The organism is Epilithonimonas zeae (genome assembly GCF_023278365.1).
GTDB lineage: Bacteria > Bacteroidota > Bacteroidia > Flavobacteriales > Weeksellaceae > Epilithonimonas > Epilithonimonas zeae_A.
This window is the reverse complement of the sequence record NZ_CP075338.1, coordinates 596,658-615,895: the sequence shown is the minus strand read 5'-3', so window position 1 is coordinate 615,895 and position 19,238 is coordinate 596,658. Positions and strand designations below refer to the sequence as shown.

Sequence of the window (19,238 nt, the reverse complement as noted above, 5' to 3'; positions counted from 1 at the left end):
TTTACACACAAAACACCACTATCAAAATCATAAATTTTCTCTAATAAAGCTATTCAAATCTTTGCTTTCTATCAAAATCGGATATATTTTCGTCCTGTTTAAAATTTGAATAGAAATGAAGAAACTTTATTATTGGATTATTGCATTTTTTGCTATTGCAAATGCTGATCTAAATGCCCAGACTTGTAATACTGTAAGCTCTTTTCCTTTTAAGGAAACTTTTGAAGCTGACAGCCCAAGCCGTTCTTGTTGGACACAACAGGTAATCGGTGGGCATTACCCAAGTTATGATGGCTGGATCTATAAAAAAGGATCAGCAGGCGGTGTGGATTACAACATCGTAAATGCACACTCCGGGCAACTTAATGCATGTTCTCAAATTGCAGCCAATTCCCCCGATGCAAAGGTTAGACTTATAAGTCCGATAATGGATATTACAGGATTACAAACGCCGACAGTTTCATTTTTCATGGGTCAGGAATCTTGGGGAATCTATCAGAATATCCTAAATGTTTATTACCGTGTCTCTCCTACTTCTGAGTGGAAAGTATTGAAAAATTTTATGTTCAATGTTCCAGAATGGAAACAAGCTATTTTGAATCTACCAGAAAAATCTTCTGAGCTTCAGATTTGTTTTGAAGCGGTAATGAAGACTGGAAGAGCCAACGTTCTGGATGACATTGTTGTTGGCAATAGTGACAGTGTTGAAAATTATCCATCTGCTTGTGCACCATCTACGCCTAGTAATAATTTTGAAACAGGAGCTGGTGATTTAAAACTTCTTTATCTTGCCAATGATTTCAATGTTGGAGCACATACCAACCTAACTATTACAGATATTATTCTTAATACTATTGACAAAGGCGGAATCCAATCTTTTGCTATTTACATTATGGCTAGAGATGGTTATGGTTTGCCAAGCGGAACTATCAAAGCTTATGAAGGAGTAACACCAAACTCGGTTTCCGATTTGAATGTAAGAGATGGATTCACGTTTAGAAAAAACACCTTCAATCTTCCCGAGCCTGTGGTACTTTCAGGTGGTGCTACGGGATCCAGATATTGGATTGTTGTAAAAGTGATTAACAATGATGAAACCACTGCTTCCTTTTGGGAGTCAACCTCTATCAGAAATAGTGGAAAGGAAATGTATTACAGCGGAGACGGACAAACCAACTGGAAACCAGTAACCAATGGTGCAGACGGCGTATTTACATTGATTGGAAGCTGTGTTGAAACCAATCCTACTGACAGTTATTGCCTTCCAAAATTCAATTTCCTCATGCCAATAGATAACGTGAAAATTGGAACTATCAACAATGCATCCACTGATAATGTTCCTTTTGAAGATTTTTCAGGAATCAAAACAGATCTTGAGAGAGGAAAAACCTATCCAATCCAAATCAATGCGCAAACTTATGACAGTTCATCAAACCAGGCTATTACAGCATTTATAGACTGGAATCAAAATGGATTTCTGGGTGACGACGGAGAGATTTATCAACTTGGAAGAGTAAGAACGTCCAACGGAAATACAATTACTTACCAGCTTCCTGTTCCATTATCTGCTAACTTAGGTAATACAAGAATGAGGATTATCTCAGAAGCTATTAATTATTCGACCTATTCTTGTGGAGTTTATGACCAGGGACAGGCAGAGGATTATACCATAAATGTCCTTAAGGAAAGTCTTGCAGTATCTGAAACTGATAAAAAAATCAATACAATTATATTCCCAAATCCTACAAAAGATTTTGTAAATATCAAGAATGAGTCAAATCTGAAAACGGCTGAAATTTTCGATATAAACGGAAGAAAAATTATGGAATCTGCAGCTAAAACAATTGATGTATCAAAGCTTACAACTGGTCAATATATCATCAGAATGACTTTTGATAATGGAAGTCAGGATACTCAGAAATTAATCAAAAAATAGTCTTCATAATTAATTATTTTATAATGATGATAGCCCTGTCTGTCTAGATGGGGCTTTATCTTAACTAACATTTTATACAACTATGAAAAAATTTTATCTATTGGCAATGGCAATGATTGCTTCATCATTTTTCGCACAAACAACAGTTCCGCCTTACACTCAGGAATTTACTACTTTTCCATTGACCAATTGGTATATCGGTTACGCCTTCAATGCCAATGTTGGAAATGGGCCTACAGGTACATCATCCAATTATTGGCAACAAAAACCTTTTCTCGGTAACACTTCTGCAAACGACCAGTCATTATGTATGAATTTTTTTACAGCTAATGTTTCTGCTTGGGCTATTAGCAATGCTTTTGATTTATCTGGTGGCGAGTATGAAATATCCTTTGATTATGGTACTACCAATGGTCCATTTATGACCAATCCAAACGGACCTGCTCCACAGGTTGTATCAACAGACAAATTCAAAGTTCTAATAACTACTGATAACGGAACAACCTGGCAAGAACTAAAAAACTGGGACAATCCCAATATGACTATTTCTAATGAAAGGAATAAAATAACAATTGATGTTTCTGCGTATAAAAGCAGCAATGTAAAGTTTGCTTTCTATGCTTCTGACGGTACTACGTTTGTAGCAGATGCGAACTATCGTATTTACGTCGATAATTTCAAAGTTCAGGCAAAACAATCAATGGCTGTTTCTGATAGTAATAAATCTATTTTACAAGTCTATCCCAATCCTACAACTGATAGAGTTTACATAAAAACAGACAAAGTAACACAGGCTTTTGAGATTTATGATTCTACAGGCAAAAAAATCCAATCGACAATTTCAAAAAGTATCGATCTAAGCAAATATGTTAAAGGAACTTATCTCATTAAAATAATTTTTACGGATAATACTACGTCTGTTCAGAAGATTGTAAAATTGTAAAAATATATTAAAAATATAAATCATATTTTCAATAGGACTATCTATGTAGAATTTGAATTTTAATAGAAGCTTATTAATAAAAAAACAACTCCTATTTGAGTTGTTTTTTTATTTTTTTGATAACTGATTTCATTTGGAATTTGAAAAAAGCTTATCTGTATGTCTTATCGTCAAATAAAGGAAAGTATTTTCGCGTATTGATTGTTTTATTGATTTCTTCCTCCTCTTACCATAAACTTGGAATTCTTTTTAAGTTTTTGCCTTGTCATAATTACGAAGATGATCATCACGATTGTCATTATTGCCGACGGCAAAAATTGGCTGTAAGGTTTATAATCTGGTAAAATAGTTCCTACAAATGCAGACAATAAGCCTCCAAGTGCACTGATCATTTTACATGTATGTTCATAAAGCCATAGGTTTCCGTAATTGGATATCGGTATTAAATATCGAAGAAGATCATAAGCAATAACCATAAATAAATATCCCACGGTAGAATATATGATAACAGGATTCCAATAAAAGCCAATCGTTTTCAGGTAATAGAGAAAATATAAAGTGGTGACAACTGCAAAAATCATTGCTGAGAAATCAACCATCTTGGGTTCATTAGTTTTAGTCCGAATAATTCTGATCCCCGAATAGGTATTATATCCTACTAAAGTCGTGAGAACTAATAAAAATAAATTTCTATTAAAAATAATAACACCAACAGCTCCAGTTAAAACAACCAAAATCATAGAGATCAAAAACCATCTGCCAATTCTTTTATGAGTAAGGGTTCCTTTCTTCTTTATCAGGATTATAAATCCGATTATCAATGCAAATGTTCCTGCAACGATGTGCGTAATAATGTTTGTAGAATGTAAGACTGATTCCATTTTTTTCTGCAAAAATCCTCAACAGAATCAGTACAGACGACCGTTTCTATAAATTCGGACGTCCGGATTGCCGATCAGGACTTACGAAACTCACTTGGAGTCATTCCCGTTTCTTCTCTAAAAATCTTGTTGAATGTTGATTTTGAATTAAATCCCGCTTCATAAGCAACACCCAAGATGGAATAATGAGCGTACAAAGGATCTTTCAACATTTTTTTACTTCATCCACACGATAAGAATGCTGTTGTTGTATTAAAAGCTTACAGTACAATAGTAGACGCACAATAATTAATTTTTCTATAGTTGCTATGTTTTTCATTTCAAAACAGGAATCTCCACAAAACTGTCATTAAACCAATGGATAATCAAAGGCCCTTTTGCATCGGCAATGGTTTCGGAGGTTACTGTTTTTCCTGTTCCGTAATTCAGTTCTGAGAAAGGGTTTTTGTTAATGTTAAGAACAATAACCAGCCGGCTTCCTTTCTGCATCTGTTTGCTGATCAGATGTGTATTTTCAAATGTAACGGTTTCTTTTTTACCCGGGGTCAGCAATTGTCTTTTAGAATTGTCTTTGGCATAGCTTGCACGACCGATATAGTAGGAAAGATGAAAATATTTTCCTTCGGGCGTGAGTTCGTAAAGAGTTAGCCCCAAATCCACATCTTTTTTGTTGATGCTCAGTTTTATATTTCCGAGAAATGATCCGTTCACAATCATAGCATCCAAAGGTTCACTTGTAAAAACATAACCGTTACCGGCTACACTTTCCCGAATAATGGGATCGGGATAATAATCATTATTGTTGGTTGTACGGTCTGCAAAATCTATTTTCTGAACCAAATATTTATTGGATTCAGGCTTATTTTGGCTCAGCAAATATTCGTTATCTCTGACTTTAACAGAACTTAAATAAAATTTCAAATAGTTATTATGCATAGTCTCCAGTGAAGTTGCGCTTCGCCATTCATCTGTCCCCATAACCTGATAATTGATCTTATCTTTCAGAAAAGCCGGTTTTTCAGCACCTTTTAAAATATAATCCAGCCATTGATAGGTGTAATCTTTGATCGGAAACAAAGCATTTTTACTAATCGTATATCCGTTGATCACTTCCTGTCCTCCCATCTGTGTTCCAAAATGACCATAAGGACCAATCACCAGATAAGCTGGCGTCTTAGGGCTGTATTTATTGAGCTCACGCAGATAATAAATTCCTGAATTTTGTGAATCATTATAATAACCGTCAAATGCCAATACAGGAATATTAATTTTGGTAAAATCTTCCTTATACGGAGCCATATCTTGCCAATACGTGTCAAATGCAGGATGGCTTATCCAACGCTGAAAAAGGCGGTTAGGTGTTCCATCAATACTATCCATTTTTTGATAGGCAGCTCCGGTTTCCCACCATTTGAACATCATATTTCGGAACCTTTGGCGGTCATCGCCCGTTTTATTATCCAGATATTTATTGTTTCCTACGTAAAAAGACCATTCGTAATTGGGATTGATAAAAATATTATTTTCCATAGGAAGTCCCATTCCGGGACGATTGGCAACATAAGGGACAATCGTTTTCAGTGCAGGATGAAGATTTTTAGCTGCCGCCCATTGCGTAAAGCCATTGTAGCTTCCTCCGTACATTCCTATTTTGCCATTACACCAAGATTGTTTGCTGATCCAGTCAATGATATCAAAAGCATCTTTTCCATCGGTTTCGTAAGGATAAATCTCAGATTTGCTAAAGCGTTTTCCTCTCGTATAAGCCATAACACCTACATATCCCTTATCTGTAGCTTCTTTAAGCGACTGCATATCGCGTCCCTGATCCCGCACATAGATCGTGAACTGTAATACGACAGGTCGGGGAACATTATCATTCTTTTTGCGTACGACTATTGCAGAAATCTCCGCGCCATCTCCTGTACGGATCATTACACTATCCTGAATGCTGTACATACTTTCCTTTTCCTGTTGGCTGCCCCATAATGTTTGTTGAGCCTGTACTGATGGTATTAGTAAAAAATTCAAAAAAATGAGAATAACTGTATATACTTTCATAAGGCTATTTAAACAATTATAATTAATACTGTTCTTTATAAACATATGGAATGAATTCTATAACTAAGACAATTATCATTTCAGAACTATTACATTCATAATTCCTATCATACCCGGTTTGATCGTTTATGTTTTTTGCTTAATTCAAACTCAGTTATTTATATTTATCAATTGAATGGTATAATCCAGTTCCAAGTCCTTATTACCTATCCAATTTTCGAATGTAGTTACTGTTTCGTGATCCGGTATTGTACCGCGGCCGAAATTTTTATCCAGATCAACCGCATTGGTGTATTTCTGTAAAGGTATAGTAATAACCAACCCGGTCGGAATTTTAGCCTGGCTCAACATCCCACTTGTATTGCCCTGATAACCGCCACCCGTTTCCTGCCCAATCACTACCGCTTTTTTGTTATATGACATCACAGCCGTAAAATCAGCACAGGATGAAAGGCAAAGACCATTGGTCAACAGGTAGCTATTCCCTTTAAAATTCGTCTTGGCAGGTTCCTGCGGTTCGTAGTAATCGAATTCTTTTGTGATCCAGGATTTTTTCCAGAGATACAATCCGTTATTTTCCTCAGGTTTTTTGTAGAACATCTTGTTGACGCCCTTGATCTCGTTAGCTACAGCTTCTGTAACTTCGATCTTATCCCAGTATCTGAATGTCTTGTTGAAGAAGAAAGAGGCCAGCAAAGCTGCATTATCATCTGTCCCTCCAGTATTGTTGCGCACGTCAATGATAAGATTCTTAATATTCTGTTGTTGCAGAGTCTGAAATACTTCTTTGACAAATTTCTTAAAATTTTGCCCACCCTGTTTTATTGCAGTATCGGCAAAGGAATGAATTTTTAAAATAGCAATCCCATTTTTTACCTCAAACTCAAGGGGCAAATTATAGTTCTTTTCAAGCTGTTCCAAAGATGGAAATACATCTTTGGAAGCACCGTTCAACTCAAAGGTGTGATCAATACCTTCTGATCTCACAACCACTTTAAAAAATTTAGGCGCATCTATTATTTCCTGATACCAAAAGGGAAATCTGTAATTTAACAAAAGAATTTTTTCCGTTTGGTTATATCCGTCTGATGGAATCGCATCAAGCAACTTTTTTAATACTTCTGAAATCGGAGATCCATTAATTGAAACCAACTCTGCACCCTGTTTAATACCTTTATTTTCCGAGTAATTCTTTGAGATTAATACCTTCTGATTTTGGGTATCCACAAAAACTTCTAACGGCAACAAAGTATTAGAAACATTAAGATAAGTTTTAGATTCTTCCGGCAGCTCAATTCCGGTATGAAGGCACCCGATCTTAGCAAACAAAGGTTTCAATTTTCTGTAATACTGCAGTTGGGTTAAAGAATCCTGAATACTCTGTAGAGTGGAATCAATCAAAAATCCAAATTTTTCCTTATCCGTATATCTGTAAAATCCCGGATGTTTTTTGCTTATCTCATCCATTAATCCTGATGTCCATTGACGTAAGCTATCTGCCGGATATTTTTGCTCAGGTTTAAGTTCTTTTGCCTGTCCGAAGAAGCTTTGGGCGAAAATAACCAATAGTGGTAAAATGAACAATTTTTTCATAAATCTATTTGGTTAGGATTTATTTTTTTACTTTTTCTTCCGTAAATAATAATAAAGACTATCCAGATGATAAGCAAAACAGCAATTAGTATCAATTCTGTCTGATGAAGGCCATTTCTGAAAAAATTATTCAGCGAATGAAATCCGGCTACAGCCAGTAATGAATAGGTTTTGCTGTAGACTTTGCCAATTCCCCAAGTACCCAAAAACAAAATACCAAGAAAAATCATATTCGAAGTGGTGAATTCAAAATTCAGATGCCAGATAAACCATAAAACGGCGATAATGATGATGCTTTGAAGTTTCGGCAGATCTTTTAATTGTTCCTGTAAAAACCCGCGCCAACCGATCTCTTCCAATAAACCATAGATCAAAACCGTGAAAAGAAGCACAAAAGGAAATTGTCCCTGTTGAATATAGCTGACTGTTCCAATGAGAACGACCGGAAAAATCCAGAAAACAAGCAAAGGCAAAAATAAGCTTTGATAATTTCCTTTCAGGGAAAGCTTTAAAGGAATATTAAACAATTTAACCGAAACCAAAGCACCGATAGCGGGGCCAATTCCCCGGAGCAAAATTTTTATAAATTCGTTGTCGGTAAAATCAAACAGATTGGTTTTCACGGCCAAAAAGCGAAACAGAATGGCAATAGCATAAAAAATGATAATACTCCCAAGTCATTTTCTTTCTTTCATAGTTTTTTGAATTAGATCATCCAAAATTAATTATAAGAAAGCCAAATCCACTTGACGATGGGTAAGTTTTACTTCCCGGTAACTCTTTTTCTGAGGCGGCTAAGACTTTCCGCAGTTAATCCCAGATAAGAAGCGATTATTTTGAGAGGTGTACGCTGGAAAATTTCGGGACGCTGACTGATGAGGTTGAGATAACGTTCCTCCGGACTAAGGGTCAGAAGATTGATCTGATCCTGTTGTTTTCGTAAGAATAATATTTCCGGGATCGCTTTACCGATCCTTAAGCCCGTTTCATTACGAGAATAGAGTTCATTGAGATCTGGATAGCTGATCGACCATAATATACAGTCTTCCAATGCCTGTGTTTTAATACCTGAAGTTTGCTGTTTGAGGAAAGAAAAATAATCGCTCATAAAACTGTTTTCATACAGCAAATTGATACAAATGTCTTTCTTTCCGTTCCAAACGAATAAACCCACAGAACCTTTGGCTACAATATTCAAATATTTTTCTATACCCTGATAATCTTTTATGACCTCATTTTTTTGAAATTCTCTGACCGTTATTTTTTCCGAAAAGCGCTCCCAGATATTAGTTTCAGCGTTATAGAATGGAGAAAAAACCTTTTGAATATCTTGTGGTGTGGACATTAATAAAAGTTTATTTAGTTAAACATTTCAAACAATTATGCATCAATATATTTATTAATAAAATCAGAATTTCATCAGCATTACAGTATCATTAATAAAATTCTAACAACTGATTATCAAACAATTACTTATATCTTATGGCTTTATCAACTTCAACAGGATTATTATATTTTCTTATAATGGCCTGTAAGTTCTTTACCTGGGCATTCAGTTCTTCGATATTGCTGATCTGCTTACCTCCGATATTAATATTCAGATTAGAGCTGTTTTTCAAATTGGTTCTTTCAAAAGAAAAAGGATCGTTGTAAAAATCCATCAATAATTTTTTCTTTTGTTTTTCATTAATAATGACAGCTTTATTTCCAAAATTCGATTCCAGAAAATCATCTGTTGCAAAATTTTCTGGAAAGTTCTGATTTTTAACAAGCTTATAAATAAAATTGTTCTTATCATCCTGAATTTCAAAAATTAAACCCGGTAACCCACGAAATTTATAAGGACCTTCATTAAACGGAATATCCTTATTGAACCAAGCAATCCAATGTCTTCCTCCAAAATCAGCTGTCGCCTTCTGAAGATTATAATCATTATATTTTTTGGTTTCATTTTCAATTTTCCAATTGATGACATCAGTCGTTTTATAAGTATAATAACCAAATTTGATATTAATGAAATTTTCGTTTTCAGAAGAATCGTTTTTTCTCTTGAGAATCTGTCCGGACATATCAACATGCTTATTATCCATGTTCCCAAATTTTTTATTTAAGGAATCTGCTATTAAAAGATTTCTCCCATAGAATTTGGTTTCGTTTTTATTGATATCCAGTATCATATAAAATTTCTGATGCTCATTTTCAGTAGAATCCATTTTTAATTGTAATTCATAAATATACCTGTGTGTTTGAGCTTGAAAAAGACTCCCGATCAATAAGCAAAATAATATTATTGTTTTCATACTACTGGATATTTCAAATCAAATATAATTATTTATAGAACGTCGAATAAAGAAAAAATGCATTTGACAAGTAAGAACTTATCCAGAGTCAATTTTCCGTCAGCTATTTATTTGTAATTTTTAGAGCAATATGAATCTAAAATTATGAACAAGTTATAGCTCCCTACAGAAGCGAATAAAGCACTAATCCGGATTAAATACCAAAATCAATGCTTTACAAAACTCAATTACAAAAAAATTTTATTTATCAGATACTGTATTGTTAGATCACACAACCGGTAACGATCCGCCATCCACAGAAACATTGGTTCCTGTAATATATTGAGCTTCAGAAGATGCCAGAAATGCGACAATGTTGGCTACTTCTTCAGGCTCTGCCATCCTTCCAAGCGGTACGCCAACCGTATCAATAATATTTTGAAAAGAATCTTCAAAACTTGCTCCTGACTGCTTAGCGATATTCTCAATGAATTCGTTCATCAGTGGAGTCTTCACAACACCGGGAGAGACTGTATTCACTCTGATGCCTTTGGAACCAACTTCATTTGCCAGTGCTTTGCTATACACATTCAGAGCTGCTTTTGCCGATGAATAGGACATCGTCATTTCCCAGATAGGCAGTTTTGCGGCTCCGGTAGAGATATTGATGATCACACCTTCTTGCCGTTCAAGCATCGCAGGGAGCAAAGCTTTATTCATACGAACAACAGACATAAAATTTAACTCCCAGTCTCTGAACCAATCCTCATCTTGCAACGTGCTGAAACCTCCACCCGGACTTGAATTGGCGCCGGCATTATTTACGATGATGTCTATTCTGCCATACTTTCCTAGTATCTCGTTAGCGATCTTTTCTGCGCTGTCTGCCTGGGTAAGATCGGCCGCAATAAAATGATGGTTGCCGGAGTTCTCTTTTACGTCATTACGAGCCGTAATTACGACCAATGCGCCGCTTGCACTTAGTTTATCGGCTATCGCCTTACCTATTCCTTTTGTACCGCCTGTTACTAAGGCGATTTTTCCTTTCAAAGAATCATACATAATGGATAATATTTTTAAAATTAAGTTGCAAATCTATTTTCATTACTTTACTTTTGCAAGTAGTTACACCAATGTATACTAATAACCTGAATGTAACTTTTACTGTAAATCATAGCTTTATGAACAAAGAAAAAATTGAGAAATCTGAAAATAAATGTGAGCTGCAAAAGATTTTAGACATTATTGGAGGAAAATGGTCGATGTCAATTATTTATGCTTTGATTTTCGGAAAGAGGCGTTTCAAAGAACTGGAAAGATTGATACCGGGTATAAGCACACGAATGCTTGTGAAAGAATTGAAGAATATGGAGGAAAATGATATTGTCATTCGTGAAGCCTTTGCAACGGTTCCACCAACTGTTGAATATTCTTTAACACCCAAAGGCCGGAAATTAGAACCCATCATTAATGAACTTTATAAATGGGGAATAGAATACGGAATCACTGAAAATTGAAGAGATATTTAGATATGAATACAAGCAAAAAACAGAATGCTTTTCTGTCAAATAATAGGCATACATCATCTTCTTCAAACATTTTTCATCGCTGAATCAATAGCTACCTGGTAAACAATTGATTTAAAAAAATATAATTTTAAATTTACCGTAAAATACACCAATTATCCAGATAGTTTTTTATTTGCTTAAAAAAAGACCGATTGTTCTATTTTTTATTTAACTTTGTCACGGATAAGAATTATTGCTGATGAAAACTCAAAAATCCGAAAATACCAAGCAGCTGATCATCGAAAAAACTTCGACTGTTTTTAACGTGAAAGGTTACGCAGGTACATCGATAAATGATGTAATGAGCGCCACCGGTCTTTCGAAAGGTTGCATCTATGGTAATTTTGAGAATAAGGATGAGATTGCATTAAGCGTATTCGACTACAATTTTGGTAAGGTAACGCAGCATATGAAAGAACGAATTTTAGCCACTGAAGATTCTATCGAAAGATTGCTGGTTTATCCCCACACGTACAAAAACTATTTCAGATATCCGTATTTACAGGCAGGCTGCCCGATTTTAAATACTGCTACGGAGGCTGATGATACGCATCCGTCACTTCAGAAACGTGTACAAAAAGCCCTGGATTTTTGGAAAACATCCCTCGAAAATCAAATCAAACGCGGAATAGAAAGAAACGAAATAAAAGCAGATACCAATCCTGTAGAAATTGCAGTAGTAATGATCTCGATGATCGAAGGTGCGTTTATGCAGGCAAAGGTCAACAACCATATGACAGAGCTGAATATAGCGATGTCTTTTTTAGAGAAAATGATCAGAAATTTGAAAGCCTAATTTTTTTGCTTACAAAAAGACCGATCGGTTTATTTTTTTTGACAATTAAAATATTTAAACAATACAATGGAAACATTTGATATTACCGTAATAGGGTCAGGTCCCAGCGGATATGTAGCTGCTATCAGAAGCGCTCAATTAGGCTATAAAACGGCCATCATTGAAAAGTATAATACTTTAGGAGGCACTTGTACCAATGTAGGTTGCATTCCTACCAAAGCGTTGCTGGACAGCACCCATCATTACGCAGATGCACTTAGCAGTTTCGCGACACACGGCATTGAATATTCGGATCTCAGGTTGAATGTTGAACAGCTTTTTAAGCGAAAAAGCGAGGTCGTGACCAAAAATACACAAGGTCTTGATTTCCTAATGAGAAAAAATAAGATCACGGTTTTCCACGGCTCAGGTTCTTTTGTTAATAATGAAATCTTGAAAATTGTACACGATGATCAGACTGAAACTGTTATTAATTCAGATAAGTTTATTATTGCTACAGGATCAAAACCGTCCACAATTCCGGGCATTACTATCGACAAACAGAGGATCATCACTTCTACCGAAGCTTTGGAATTGAAGGAAAAGCCCGAGAGCATCGTAATTATTGGCGGCGGCGTAATCGGTGTGGAAATGGCTTCCATATTCAACAGGATCGGAACCAAAGTGACTATCTTAGAATATGCTGATAATCTTATTGCTACAATGGATAGTGAATTAGGAAAAGCTTTAACGAAGATATTAACCAAAGAGGGTGTGGAAATCAAACTTCAACAAGCCGTTTACAAAGCTGAAAATCTTGGCAACACCGCTAAGGTCTATTTCAAAAATAAAAAAGGAGAAGAACAAGATCTAACCGCTGATTATATTCTGGTGGCTGTCGGCAGAAAACCTTATGTAATCGGTCTGGATCTAGAAAATACCAACGTGGAATTGAATAGCAATGGTACGGTGAAAGTCAATGAATTGCTTCAGACAAAAGCTCCAAACATTTATGCGATTGGAGATGTCGTTGGTGGCGCAATGCTGGCTCACAAAGCAGAAGAAGAAGCAGTATTTGTAGTGGAAAGAATCAATGGGCAGAAACCTCATATCAATTATGACCGTATCCCTTCAGTCGTCTACACCTGGCCGGAAGTAGCTTCTGTAGGCGCCACCGAGGAGCAATTAAAGAAACAGGGAGTGGAATATAATATCGGTAAATTTCCGTTTGCTGTGAATGCCAGAGCCAGAGCGGGAATGGAAACGGAAGGTTTTGTAAAGGTGCTTTCCGACCCGAAATATGGCGAACTTTTAGGAGTGCATATCATCGGCGCACGCGCGGCGGATTTGATTGCACAGGCCGTTGTAGGACTGGAATATGAAGTAACCGCAAATGATATGGCTACAATGAGTTATGTCCACCCAACCTATTCCGAGGTAATGAAAGAGGCTTATACAATAGCATCAGGAAAACCATCATTGAATATTTAATTTATTTATATTTATTAATTTTTAAAATTATGTCAACACAAATCAGGCTCGCAACCCTAGAAGATTATCCAAGAATTATGGAAATTTGGGAATCTGCGGTCAAAGCTACTCACGACTTTCTTGCCGAAGAAGATTTTATTTATTTTAAAGAAGTCATCCCAAAAGATTATCTGCCCAACCTCGAAGTATTTCTTCTTATTGAAAATGGAGAACCTGTCGGATTTTCATCGGTATCAGAAGGAAACCTCGAAATGCTTTTTATTCACAATGACTACCGTGGCAAAGGTTATGGAAAGAGCCTATTTCAATTTATGGATGAGGCGAAAGGCATTACAAAGGTTGATGTTAATGAGCAAAATTATCAGGCCGTCGGATTTTACGAAAAATTAGGATTCAGAAAAGTAGGAAGATCAGAAAAAGATGGCTCTGGTAAAGATTATCCGATTATTCATATGCTAAGAAGATAAATGACTGTAATTATCACAATACTATAATTATTAATAATAAAATATGTAAAAATGATTGAAGGATTATATGAGACACACATTCAAGTAAGCAACTTGGAAAATGCAGTTCAGTTTTATACTCAAATATTGGGTCTGCAGCTTGCACACTATGATGACACCAGACCAATTGCGTTTCTTTGGATCGGAGAAAATAAAAAGGCAATGCTCGGACTTTGGGAACAAGAAGGTAATCTCCATAAAAGACATTTTGCATTCAGCTGTTCCAAAGATTTTATTTTAAATAACGCAAATACTTTTTTAGATAAAAACGGATTAAGGGCGTATAATTTTCTCAAAAATGGCAGCAATGAACCAATGGTTTTTGCCTGGATGCCTGCACTTGCTCTTTATTTTGACGATCCGGACGGAAATCAGCTGGAATTTATCCATATTCTGAACGGTAAAAGTCAGCCAGAGCTTGGCGTACTCAGCTACGAGGAATGGCAAAAAATCAATTCACCTCATTAGATAAATACATATGAATGCAGAAGACAATTATTTGGAAATAAACAGGGAATCTTGGAATACCAGAACAGAAGCACATATCAATTCTGACTTTTATAATCTGGATGCCTTTTTGAAGGGGAAAAATTCATTAAAAGATATAGAACTTAATTTACTTGGAGATTTGACAGGAAAATCCGTATTGCATTTACAGTGCCATTTTGGACAGGACAGTATCTCTTTAAGTCGCCTGGGAGCGGATGTGATCGGCGTTGACCTTTCGGATGTAGCAATAGATCGTGCACGGGAACTGGCAAAACAGAGTAATGTTTCAACAACTTTTATCTGCAGCGATGTTTATGATCTGCCCAATCATCTGGATCGCGAGTTTGATATTGTCTTTACAAGTTATGGGACCATCGGCTGGCTTCCGGATCTGAATCGGTGGGCAAAGATCATTTCGAAATTCCTGAAACCCGGCGGTACTTTTGTTTTTGTAGAATTTCATCCGGTTGTCTGGATGTTTGATTCGGCGTTTAAAAAGATTGAATACAGATATTTTAATTCCGGAGCCATTATAGAAACCGAAAAAGGAACTTATGCAGATAAGGATGCGGAATTTGAAGTCAAATCAATTGGCTGGAACCATGGCCTAGCTGAAGTGATAGGTAGTTTGATGCAAAATGGTTTAGAAATAAATTCCATTGAAGAATTTGATTATTCACCATACAATAATTTCAATAATTCAATTGAATTTGGACCCGGTAAGTTCAGAATTGCTCATCTGGGAGACAAAATCCCTATGGTGTATGCATTGACAGCCTTAAAAAGACATCTTGTGGATAAGGAACAATAAAATCTGATGCTGTCTCTAAATTAAAATGGTCTGTTTATTCAAATTATATGTTTCTTAGGTTAATATTTCTTTATCTGTCATTTCTTCCGTTTGCTACTAATGCTCAAAATAGTACTCAAAAAAAGTATGTCTTTTTTTTGCATAATAAATTTTTGGAAGGACATTCGTTAAATGAATCCCATCCTAAATACGGACCAGCGGCTTATACAGCTATTTTAGAAAAACTTCAATCCACAAATTCTGTTATACTATCTGAAAAAAGAAAGCCTGACACTGATCCTAAGATGTATGCAAAAAAGGTGATCCTTACAATTGACACTTACATAACTATGGAGTTCCTTATGACCATATTTCAATTGTCGGAATATCTCAAGGAGGTTATATAGCTCAATATATCTCCTATTATGCCAAAAATCCAGATTTGAATGGATGTACTAATTTAGCTTCCAGTTAAAGTTAAGCATAAAACCTTAATTTTAACCTATGAAAGGAGAGCGAAAAATCTACGATCCTGCTTTTAAAACCAAAGCTGTTGAGCTAAGCAAAGAACGAACTAATGTGTCAGAACTCGCAAGGGAGCTGGGAATCGCAGTCACGCTGCTTTACAAATGGCGTAAGGAGTACGAAGAATTTGGAGAAAGAAGTTTTCCAGGGAATGGAAAACTGAAACTGACACCCGAACAGGAAAAGATTCATGAGCTGGAAAAAAAGTTGAAGGATGCAGAATTAGAACGAGATATATTAAAAAAAGCAATCGGCATCTTCTCCAAGAGCGGTCGCTGAAATATAAATTCATAAAAAATAATGAATCTATTTTCCCGATTGAAAAGATGTGCAATGTTTTAAAACTATGTTCCAGTGGTTATTACAAATGGAAAAACAGGCCTTGCAGCAAGAAATTGCTTTTGAAGGAAAAAATAAAACAGCAAATCACTTCAATATATTTTTCATCAAAACAGCGCTATGGCAGCCCTAGGATTACGTCTGAGCTAAATTCCTTGGGTTACAAAATATCCCGAGTCACAGTGGCTAAATATATGAAAGAGCTTGGACTGCGAAGTAAACTGAGCAAGAAATTTAAAGTGACTACAAACTCTAAACACAATTATTTGGTGGTAGAAAATGTGCTGGACAGGAATTTTATAGCCGAAAAACCTGCGCAAGTTTGGGTTTCTGATATTACCTACATTCAAACCAAAGAAGGATTTTTGTACTTGACAACAGTGATTGATTTGTATGATCGGAAAATCATTGGATGGAGTTTAAGCAACGGAATGAGCACCGAAGAGACAAGTCTTTCTGCCTGGAAAATGGCTGTCAAAAACAGAAAAATAGGGGAAAGTCTAATTTTTCATAGCGACAGAGGCGTTCAATATGCAAGCAGAAAATTTGCAAATACTCTGGAATTTTATGGAGTTACAAGAAGCATGAGCCGGAGAGGAAATTGTTGGGATAACGCTGTGGCAGAGAGCTTTTTCAAATCTTTGAAAACAGAACTGATTTATGGAAACAAGCTTATTACAAAAGAAAAAATGGAGCTGGAAATATTTGAATATATTGAAATATGGTACAACAAAAAAAGACGCCACAGTGCCTTGAATTATCAAACTATTGAAGAGTTTAACAATCAAAACAAAATTTATCAAAATGTAGCTTAACTTATACTGGAAATTTTGTTTGCATATCCATAAATTTGTTTTCATTGGTGCAAGCTTTAAAAATGATTCGATGAATAAAGATCGAAAGTTCAGACTCTACGGTAAGATTTTATCGATTAATGAAAAAACCGACGTCGGCGCTGAATTATTATCAAGGCAACTTAGGTTTAAAAATTCTTATTTAAAATCTTTTAAAGAAATTACCCTCAACACAGGCCTGGAGCACGGCTTTCTATTCAGGGCCTTAGACGAGTGGGTAATGCCCACCAAAGAATGGATAAATAATGATAAAGATCTATAGTGAATCACTTCTAATGTGAATTCGGATCCAGATGACCCAGCCATTTTAATGGTGAATAAGTTTCCCCTATACAGAGTTTTATAATTTGGGCATTATTCTTTTCAAAATTTTCACTATTACTGAGGATTATAACAGCCGTTCCACTTTCCGGAAATGCCACTGCATAATTCTGATTGGCCTCACCATGACCTGTATGGAAAATGGCTTTACCAAAAGGTGAATCAAAAATTCCTATGCCTAATCCCCACGAAAGATTAATAGCATCATTATCTGTAGTGATACTATCTTTCAATGGTCCAAACCCCCTCTTACTCTTGACTTTAATTTGTGGTTTAAGCATCTCTAGATAACTTTTACTGGTTATGCCCTTCTTTTTCATCAGGTTGATCATAAAATTGGTATAATCATTGGCAGTGGTAGACATTGATCCGGCCGCTCTGCTGTTTTCTCGCCTTTCAGAACCATATTTTTTGCCATCTTTGAAGTAGGCATTGGAGAAATTGGTTTCAAATCTATCTTCCCAGATCATGCTTGTATATCTCATCTTGAGTGGTTCAAAAACTTCTTCCCTTGCAATATCTTCAAGTTTCTTTCCTGTATATTCCTCTATTACAAATCCCAACAGATTAATCCCTTCATTAGAGTAATAGAACTTTTCGCCCGGCTTGGCAATGAGATTGACTTTATTACCATACAAATACCGAAGAACCGGTAGTCCGGAACTATGACTTAAAAGCATTCTGGGGGTAATCTCATTGAAAGATTCAGGATCGTCTGCCAGGTCTTTCCATTTCACGTACTCTCCTATCGGTTTTTTAAGATACTTATAAACTGGTTGATCTAGGCTGAATATCCCTTTGTCTACCAATCGCATAAAAATATATGCACTCACTGGTTTTGTGAGTGAGGCTGCGTACATAATTGTACTGTCATTCAGCTTCTTTTTGTTTTCAACATCTTTGTAACCGAAACTTGATGAATAAATCACCTTATTGTGATTGACAATAGCAACCTGCAGGCCGTAAATCTTTGCGCTATCCACTAAATGTGACAATCTTTGTTGGAGAATTTGGGAATCGATTGTTTTTCCATCAAGCTTTCTAATTTTTACATTTTTTTGAGCACTTAAAGGTAAAATGCAGATCAATAATGAAAGTGTGAAGAGTTTTTTCATGTGGAAAATATTTGTGACAAATTTAGTAGCAAACCTAGATAACTTACCACGACTCCTTCACGACAAGTTAGCGTCACTTAGCTCTGGAAAGGGCTTTAAAACGAATTATCTTAAAAATCGATAGCTTAAAGGATAGAAGCTATCTTTCTTGTTGATACTTCTAAAAATATTAATGATGCACATGACGAAAGCATAAAAATAGATGATCAACACCAATGGAAATCCAATAAAAAACACAAAAATCATTAGTACAACTGCCGGTATAAAAAGAAGAGACATTGAGATTTGAAAATTAAGTACCAACTTACCTTCCTGGTCGTAAGCCTGGGATTCATCTTTTTTAATGAACCAAAAAATTCCAGGAAGAATAATATTGAAAACAGGAAGAAAAAGTCCGATAAGCGCCAACATGTGAAAAACTGGTTTTATTTTATCCAGACTTTTTAGTTCCGAGGTTTGCGGTAACTGTTGATCTACTGTTAGCTCTTCAGTGTCTATTTCAAGTACATCTGCGAGCATCTTCAATGTTGCGGGATGTGCTTCAACCTTTCCGCTCTCGATGCGTTGTATAGTTCTTGCGCTCACGCCTGAAACATCTGCAAGCTGTTGCTGGCTTAGCCCTTTCTTACGTCTGTAATCTGCTAATTTTGAAGTCATTGTCACACAAAAATATGTAAATTATTGCTTACAAAAAACAGTTTTATCTAAGTTCCAACATTTTTTCATAATCACAATATCAGATAGTTGGTGCATTTAAATTATGTTGAAAATG

At 35.8% G+C, this 19,238-nt stretch carries 19 protein-coding genes; 9 read left to right on the top strand and 10 right to left on the bottom strand.

The features are described from left to right. Positions 1-115 precede the first annotated feature (115 nt). The gene (locus KI430_RS02535; RefSeq protein WP_248876717.1) at positions 116-1,936 is read left to right on the top strand and encodes a GEVED domain-containing protein; all 1,821 of its coding nucleotides are present in this window, start codon (positions 116-118) and stop codon (positions 1,934-1,936) included. Positions 1,937-2,018: 82 nt separating this feature from the next. Then, complete coding sequence (locus KI430_RS02530) at positions 2,019-2,879, top strand: T9SS type A sorting domain-containing protein (RefSeq protein WP_248876716.1); 861 nt, start codon at positions 2,019-2,021, stop codon at positions 2,877-2,879. A 206-nt stretch (positions 2,880-3,085) separates the two neighbouring features. On the opposite strand, the gene KI430_RS02525 is transcribed toward KI430_RS02530, so the two are convergent. From KI430_RS02525 to KI430_RS02490, 8 genes are all read right to left on the bottom strand, one after another. Continuing rightward, positions 3,086-3,760 carry a hypothetical protein gene (locus tag KI430_RS02525; RefSeq protein ID WP_248876715.1) on the bottom strand — a complete coding sequence of 225 codons (675 nt, stop codon included), beginning with the start codon at positions 3,758-3,760 and terminating at the stop codon, positions 3,086-3,088. Positions 3,761-3,834: 74 nt separating this feature from the next. Continuing rightward, a complete protein-coding gene (locus KI430_RS02520) occupies positions 3,835-3,972 on the bottom strand; it encodes a helix-turn-helix domain-containing protein (protein WP_248876714.1) in 138 nt (45 codons plus the stop codon). A 103-nt stretch (positions 3,973-4,075) separates the two neighbouring features. Further along, on the bottom strand, positions 4,076-5,821 hold the full coding sequence (locus KI430_RS02515; RefSeq protein WP_248876713.1) for a CocE/NonD family hydrolase: 1,746 nt from the start codon (positions 5,819-5,821) through the stop codon (positions 4,076-4,078). 150 nt (positions 5,822-5,971) lie between these two features. Further along, positions 5,972-7,414 carry a S41 family peptidase gene (locus KI430_RS02510; protein ID WP_248876712.1) on the bottom strand — a complete coding sequence of 481 codons (1,443 nt, stop codon included), beginning with the start codon at positions 7,412-7,414 and terminating at the stop codon, positions 5,972-5,974. Beyond that, the gene (locus tag KI430_RS02505; protein ID WP_248876711.1) at positions 7,411-7,989 is read right to left on the bottom strand and encodes a CPBP family intramembrane glutamic endopeptidase; all 579 of its coding nucleotides are present in this window, start codon (positions 7,987-7,989) and stop codon (positions 7,411-7,413) included. The genes KI430_RS02510 and KI430_RS02505 overlap by 4 nt, the downstream gene beginning before the upstream one ends. Positions 7,990-8,177: 188 nt before the next feature. Next, the gene (locus KI430_RS02500) at positions 8,178-8,759 is read right to left on the bottom strand and encodes a Crp/Fnr family transcriptional regulator (protein WP_248876710.1); all 582 of its coding nucleotides are present in this window, start codon (positions 8,757-8,759) and stop codon (positions 8,178-8,180) included. 124 nt (positions 8,760-8,883) lie between these two features. Further along, positions 8,884-9,714 (bottom strand): GLPGLI family protein, encoded by an 831-nt coding sequence (locus tag KI430_RS02495; RefSeq protein ID WP_248876709.1) that lies wholly within the window; start codon positions 9,712-9,714, stop codon positions 8,884-8,886. A gap of 267 nt (positions 9,715-9,981) precedes the next feature. Then, positions 9,982-10,755 carry an SDR family oxidoreductase gene (locus KI430_RS02490; RefSeq protein ID WP_248876708.1) on the bottom strand — a complete coding sequence of 258 codons (774 nt, stop codon included), beginning with the start codon at positions 10,753-10,755 and terminating at the stop codon, positions 9,982-9,984. 119 nt (positions 10,756-10,874) lie between these two features. Here KI430_RS02490 and KI430_RS02485 point away from each other — a divergent pair, with 119 nt between their 5' ends. From KI430_RS02485 to KI430_RS02455, 7 genes are all read left to right on the top strand, one after another. Next, the gene (locus tag KI430_RS02485; protein WP_248876707.1) at positions 10,875-11,210 is read left to right on the top strand and encodes a winged helix-turn-helix transcriptional regulator; all 336 of its coding nucleotides are present in this window, start codon (positions 10,875-10,877) and stop codon (positions 11,208-11,210) included. 250 nt (positions 11,211-11,460) lie between these two features. Further along, on the top strand, positions 11,461-12,057 hold the full coding sequence (locus tag KI430_RS02480) for a TetR/AcrR family transcriptional regulator (RefSeq protein ID WP_248876706.1): 597 nt from the start codon (positions 11,461-11,463) through the stop codon (positions 12,055-12,057). Between the two features lie 66 nt (positions 12,058-12,123). Continuing rightward, the gene (gene lpdA, locus KI430_RS02475) at positions 12,124-13,527 is read left to right on the top strand and encodes a dihydrolipoyl dehydrogenase (protein ID WP_248876705.1); all 1,404 of its coding nucleotides are present in this window, start codon (positions 12,124-12,126) and stop codon (positions 13,525-13,527) included. 29 nt (positions 13,528-13,556) lie between these two features. After that, a complete protein-coding gene (locus tag KI430_RS02470) occupies positions 13,557-13,994 on the top strand; it encodes a GNAT family N-acetyltransferase (protein WP_248876704.1) in 438 nt (145 codons plus the stop codon). Positions 13,995-14,045: 51 nt separating this feature from the next. Continuing rightward, positions 14,046-14,501: a VOC family protein gene (locus tag KI430_RS02465; protein ID WP_248876703.1), complete on the top strand. Its 456-nt coding sequence runs from the start codon at positions 14,046-14,048 to the stop codon at positions 14,499-14,501. A 10-nt stretch (positions 14,502-14,511) separates the two neighbouring features. Then, positions 14,512-15,333, top strand: a complete 822-nt coding sequence (locus tag KI430_RS02460) for a class I SAM-dependent methyltransferase (protein WP_248876702.1) — start codon at positions 14,512-14,514, stop codon at positions 15,331-15,333. A 483-nt stretch (positions 15,334-15,816) separates the two neighbouring features. After that, positions 15,817-16,991, top strand: a protein-coding gene (locus tag KI430_RS02455; RefSeq protein ID WP_248874265.1) for an IS3 family transposase whose coding sequence is annotated in 2 segments (ribosomal slippage) — positions 15,817-16,075 and positions 16,075-16,991 — 1,176 coding nt in all. Because the reading frame shifts where the segments join, the coding sequence is not laid out codon by codon here. A 311-nt stretch (positions 16,992-17,302) separates the two neighbouring features. On the opposite strand, the gene KI430_RS02450 is transcribed toward KI430_RS02455, so the two are convergent. Further along, positions 17,303-18,466: a serine hydrolase domain-containing protein gene (locus KI430_RS02450; RefSeq protein ID WP_248876701.1), complete on the bottom strand. Its 1,164-nt coding sequence runs from the start codon at positions 18,464-18,466 to the stop codon at positions 17,303-17,305. Positions 18,467-18,571: 105 nt separating this feature from the next. Beyond that, positions 18,572-19,123: a helix-turn-helix domain-containing protein gene (locus tag KI430_RS02445; RefSeq protein ID WP_248876700.1), complete on the bottom strand. Its 552-nt coding sequence runs from the start codon at positions 19,121-19,123 to the stop codon at positions 18,572-18,574. Between the last annotated feature and the right edge of the window lie 115 nt (positions 19,124-19,238).

Bases quoted from the DNA above. Each gene is read 5' to 3' on its own strand.
- KI430_RS02535 (WP_248876717.1), top strand. From the start codon at position 116: ATGAAGAAACTTTATTATTGGATTATTGCATTTTTTGCTATTGCAAAT.
- KI430_RS02530 (WP_248876716.1), top strand. From the start codon at position 2,019: ATGAAAAAATTTTATCTATTGGCAATGGCAATGATTGCTTCATCATTT.
- KI430_RS02525 (WP_248876715.1), bottom strand. From the start codon at position 3,760: ATGGAATCAGTCTTACATTCTACAAACATTATTACGCACATCGTTGCA.
- KI430_RS02520 (WP_248876714.1), bottom strand. From the start codon at position 3,972: ATGTTGAAAGATCCTTTGTACGCTCATTATTCCATCTTGGGTGTTGCT.
- KI430_RS02515 (WP_248876713.1), bottom strand. From the start codon at position 5,821: ATGAAAGTATATACAGTTATTCTCATTTTTTTGAATTTTTTACTAATA.
- KI430_RS02510 (WP_248876712.1), bottom strand. From the start codon at position 7,414: ATGAAAAAATTGTTCATTTTACCACTATTGGTTATTTTCGCCCAAAGC.
- KI430_RS02500 (WP_248876710.1), bottom strand. From the start codon at position 8,759: ATGTCCACACCACAAGATATTCAAAAGGTTTTTTCTCCATTCTATAAC.
- KI430_RS02495 (WP_248876709.1), bottom strand. From the start codon at position 9,714: ATGAAAACAATAATATTATTTTGCTTATTGATCGGGAGTCTTTTTCAA.
- KI430_RS02490 (WP_248876708.1), bottom strand. From the start codon at position 10,755: ATGTATGATTCTTTGAAAGGAAAAATCGCCTTAGTAACAGGCGGTACA.
- KI430_RS02485 (WP_248876707.1), top strand. From the start codon at position 10,875: ATGAACAAAGAAAAAATTGAGAAATCTGAAAATAAATGTGAGCTGCAA.
- KI430_RS02480 (WP_248876706.1), top strand. From the start codon at position 11,461: ATGAAAACTCAAAAATCCGAAAATACCAAGCAGCTGATCATCGAAAAA.
- lpdA (WP_248876705.1), top strand. From the start codon at position 12,124: ATGGAAACATTTGATATTACCGTAATAGGGTCAGGTCCCAGCGGATAT.
- KI430_RS02470 (WP_248876704.1), top strand. From the start codon at position 13,557: ATGTCAACACAAATCAGGCTCGCAACCCTAGAAGATTATCCAAGAATT.
- KI430_RS02465 (WP_248876703.1), top strand. From the start codon at position 14,046: ATGATTGAAGGATTATATGAGACACACATTCAAGTAAGCAACTTGGAA.
- KI430_RS02460 (WP_248876702.1), top strand. From the start codon at position 14,512: ATGAATGCAGAAGACAATTATTTGGAAATAAACAGGGAATCTTGGAAT.
- KI430_RS02450 (WP_248876701.1), bottom strand. From the start codon at position 18,466: ATGAAAAAACTCTTCACACTTTCATTATTGATCTGCATTTTACCTTTA.
- KI430_RS02445 (WP_248876700.1), bottom strand. From the start codon at position 19,123: ATGACTTCAAAATTAGCAGATTACAGACGTAAGAAAGGGCTAAGCCAG.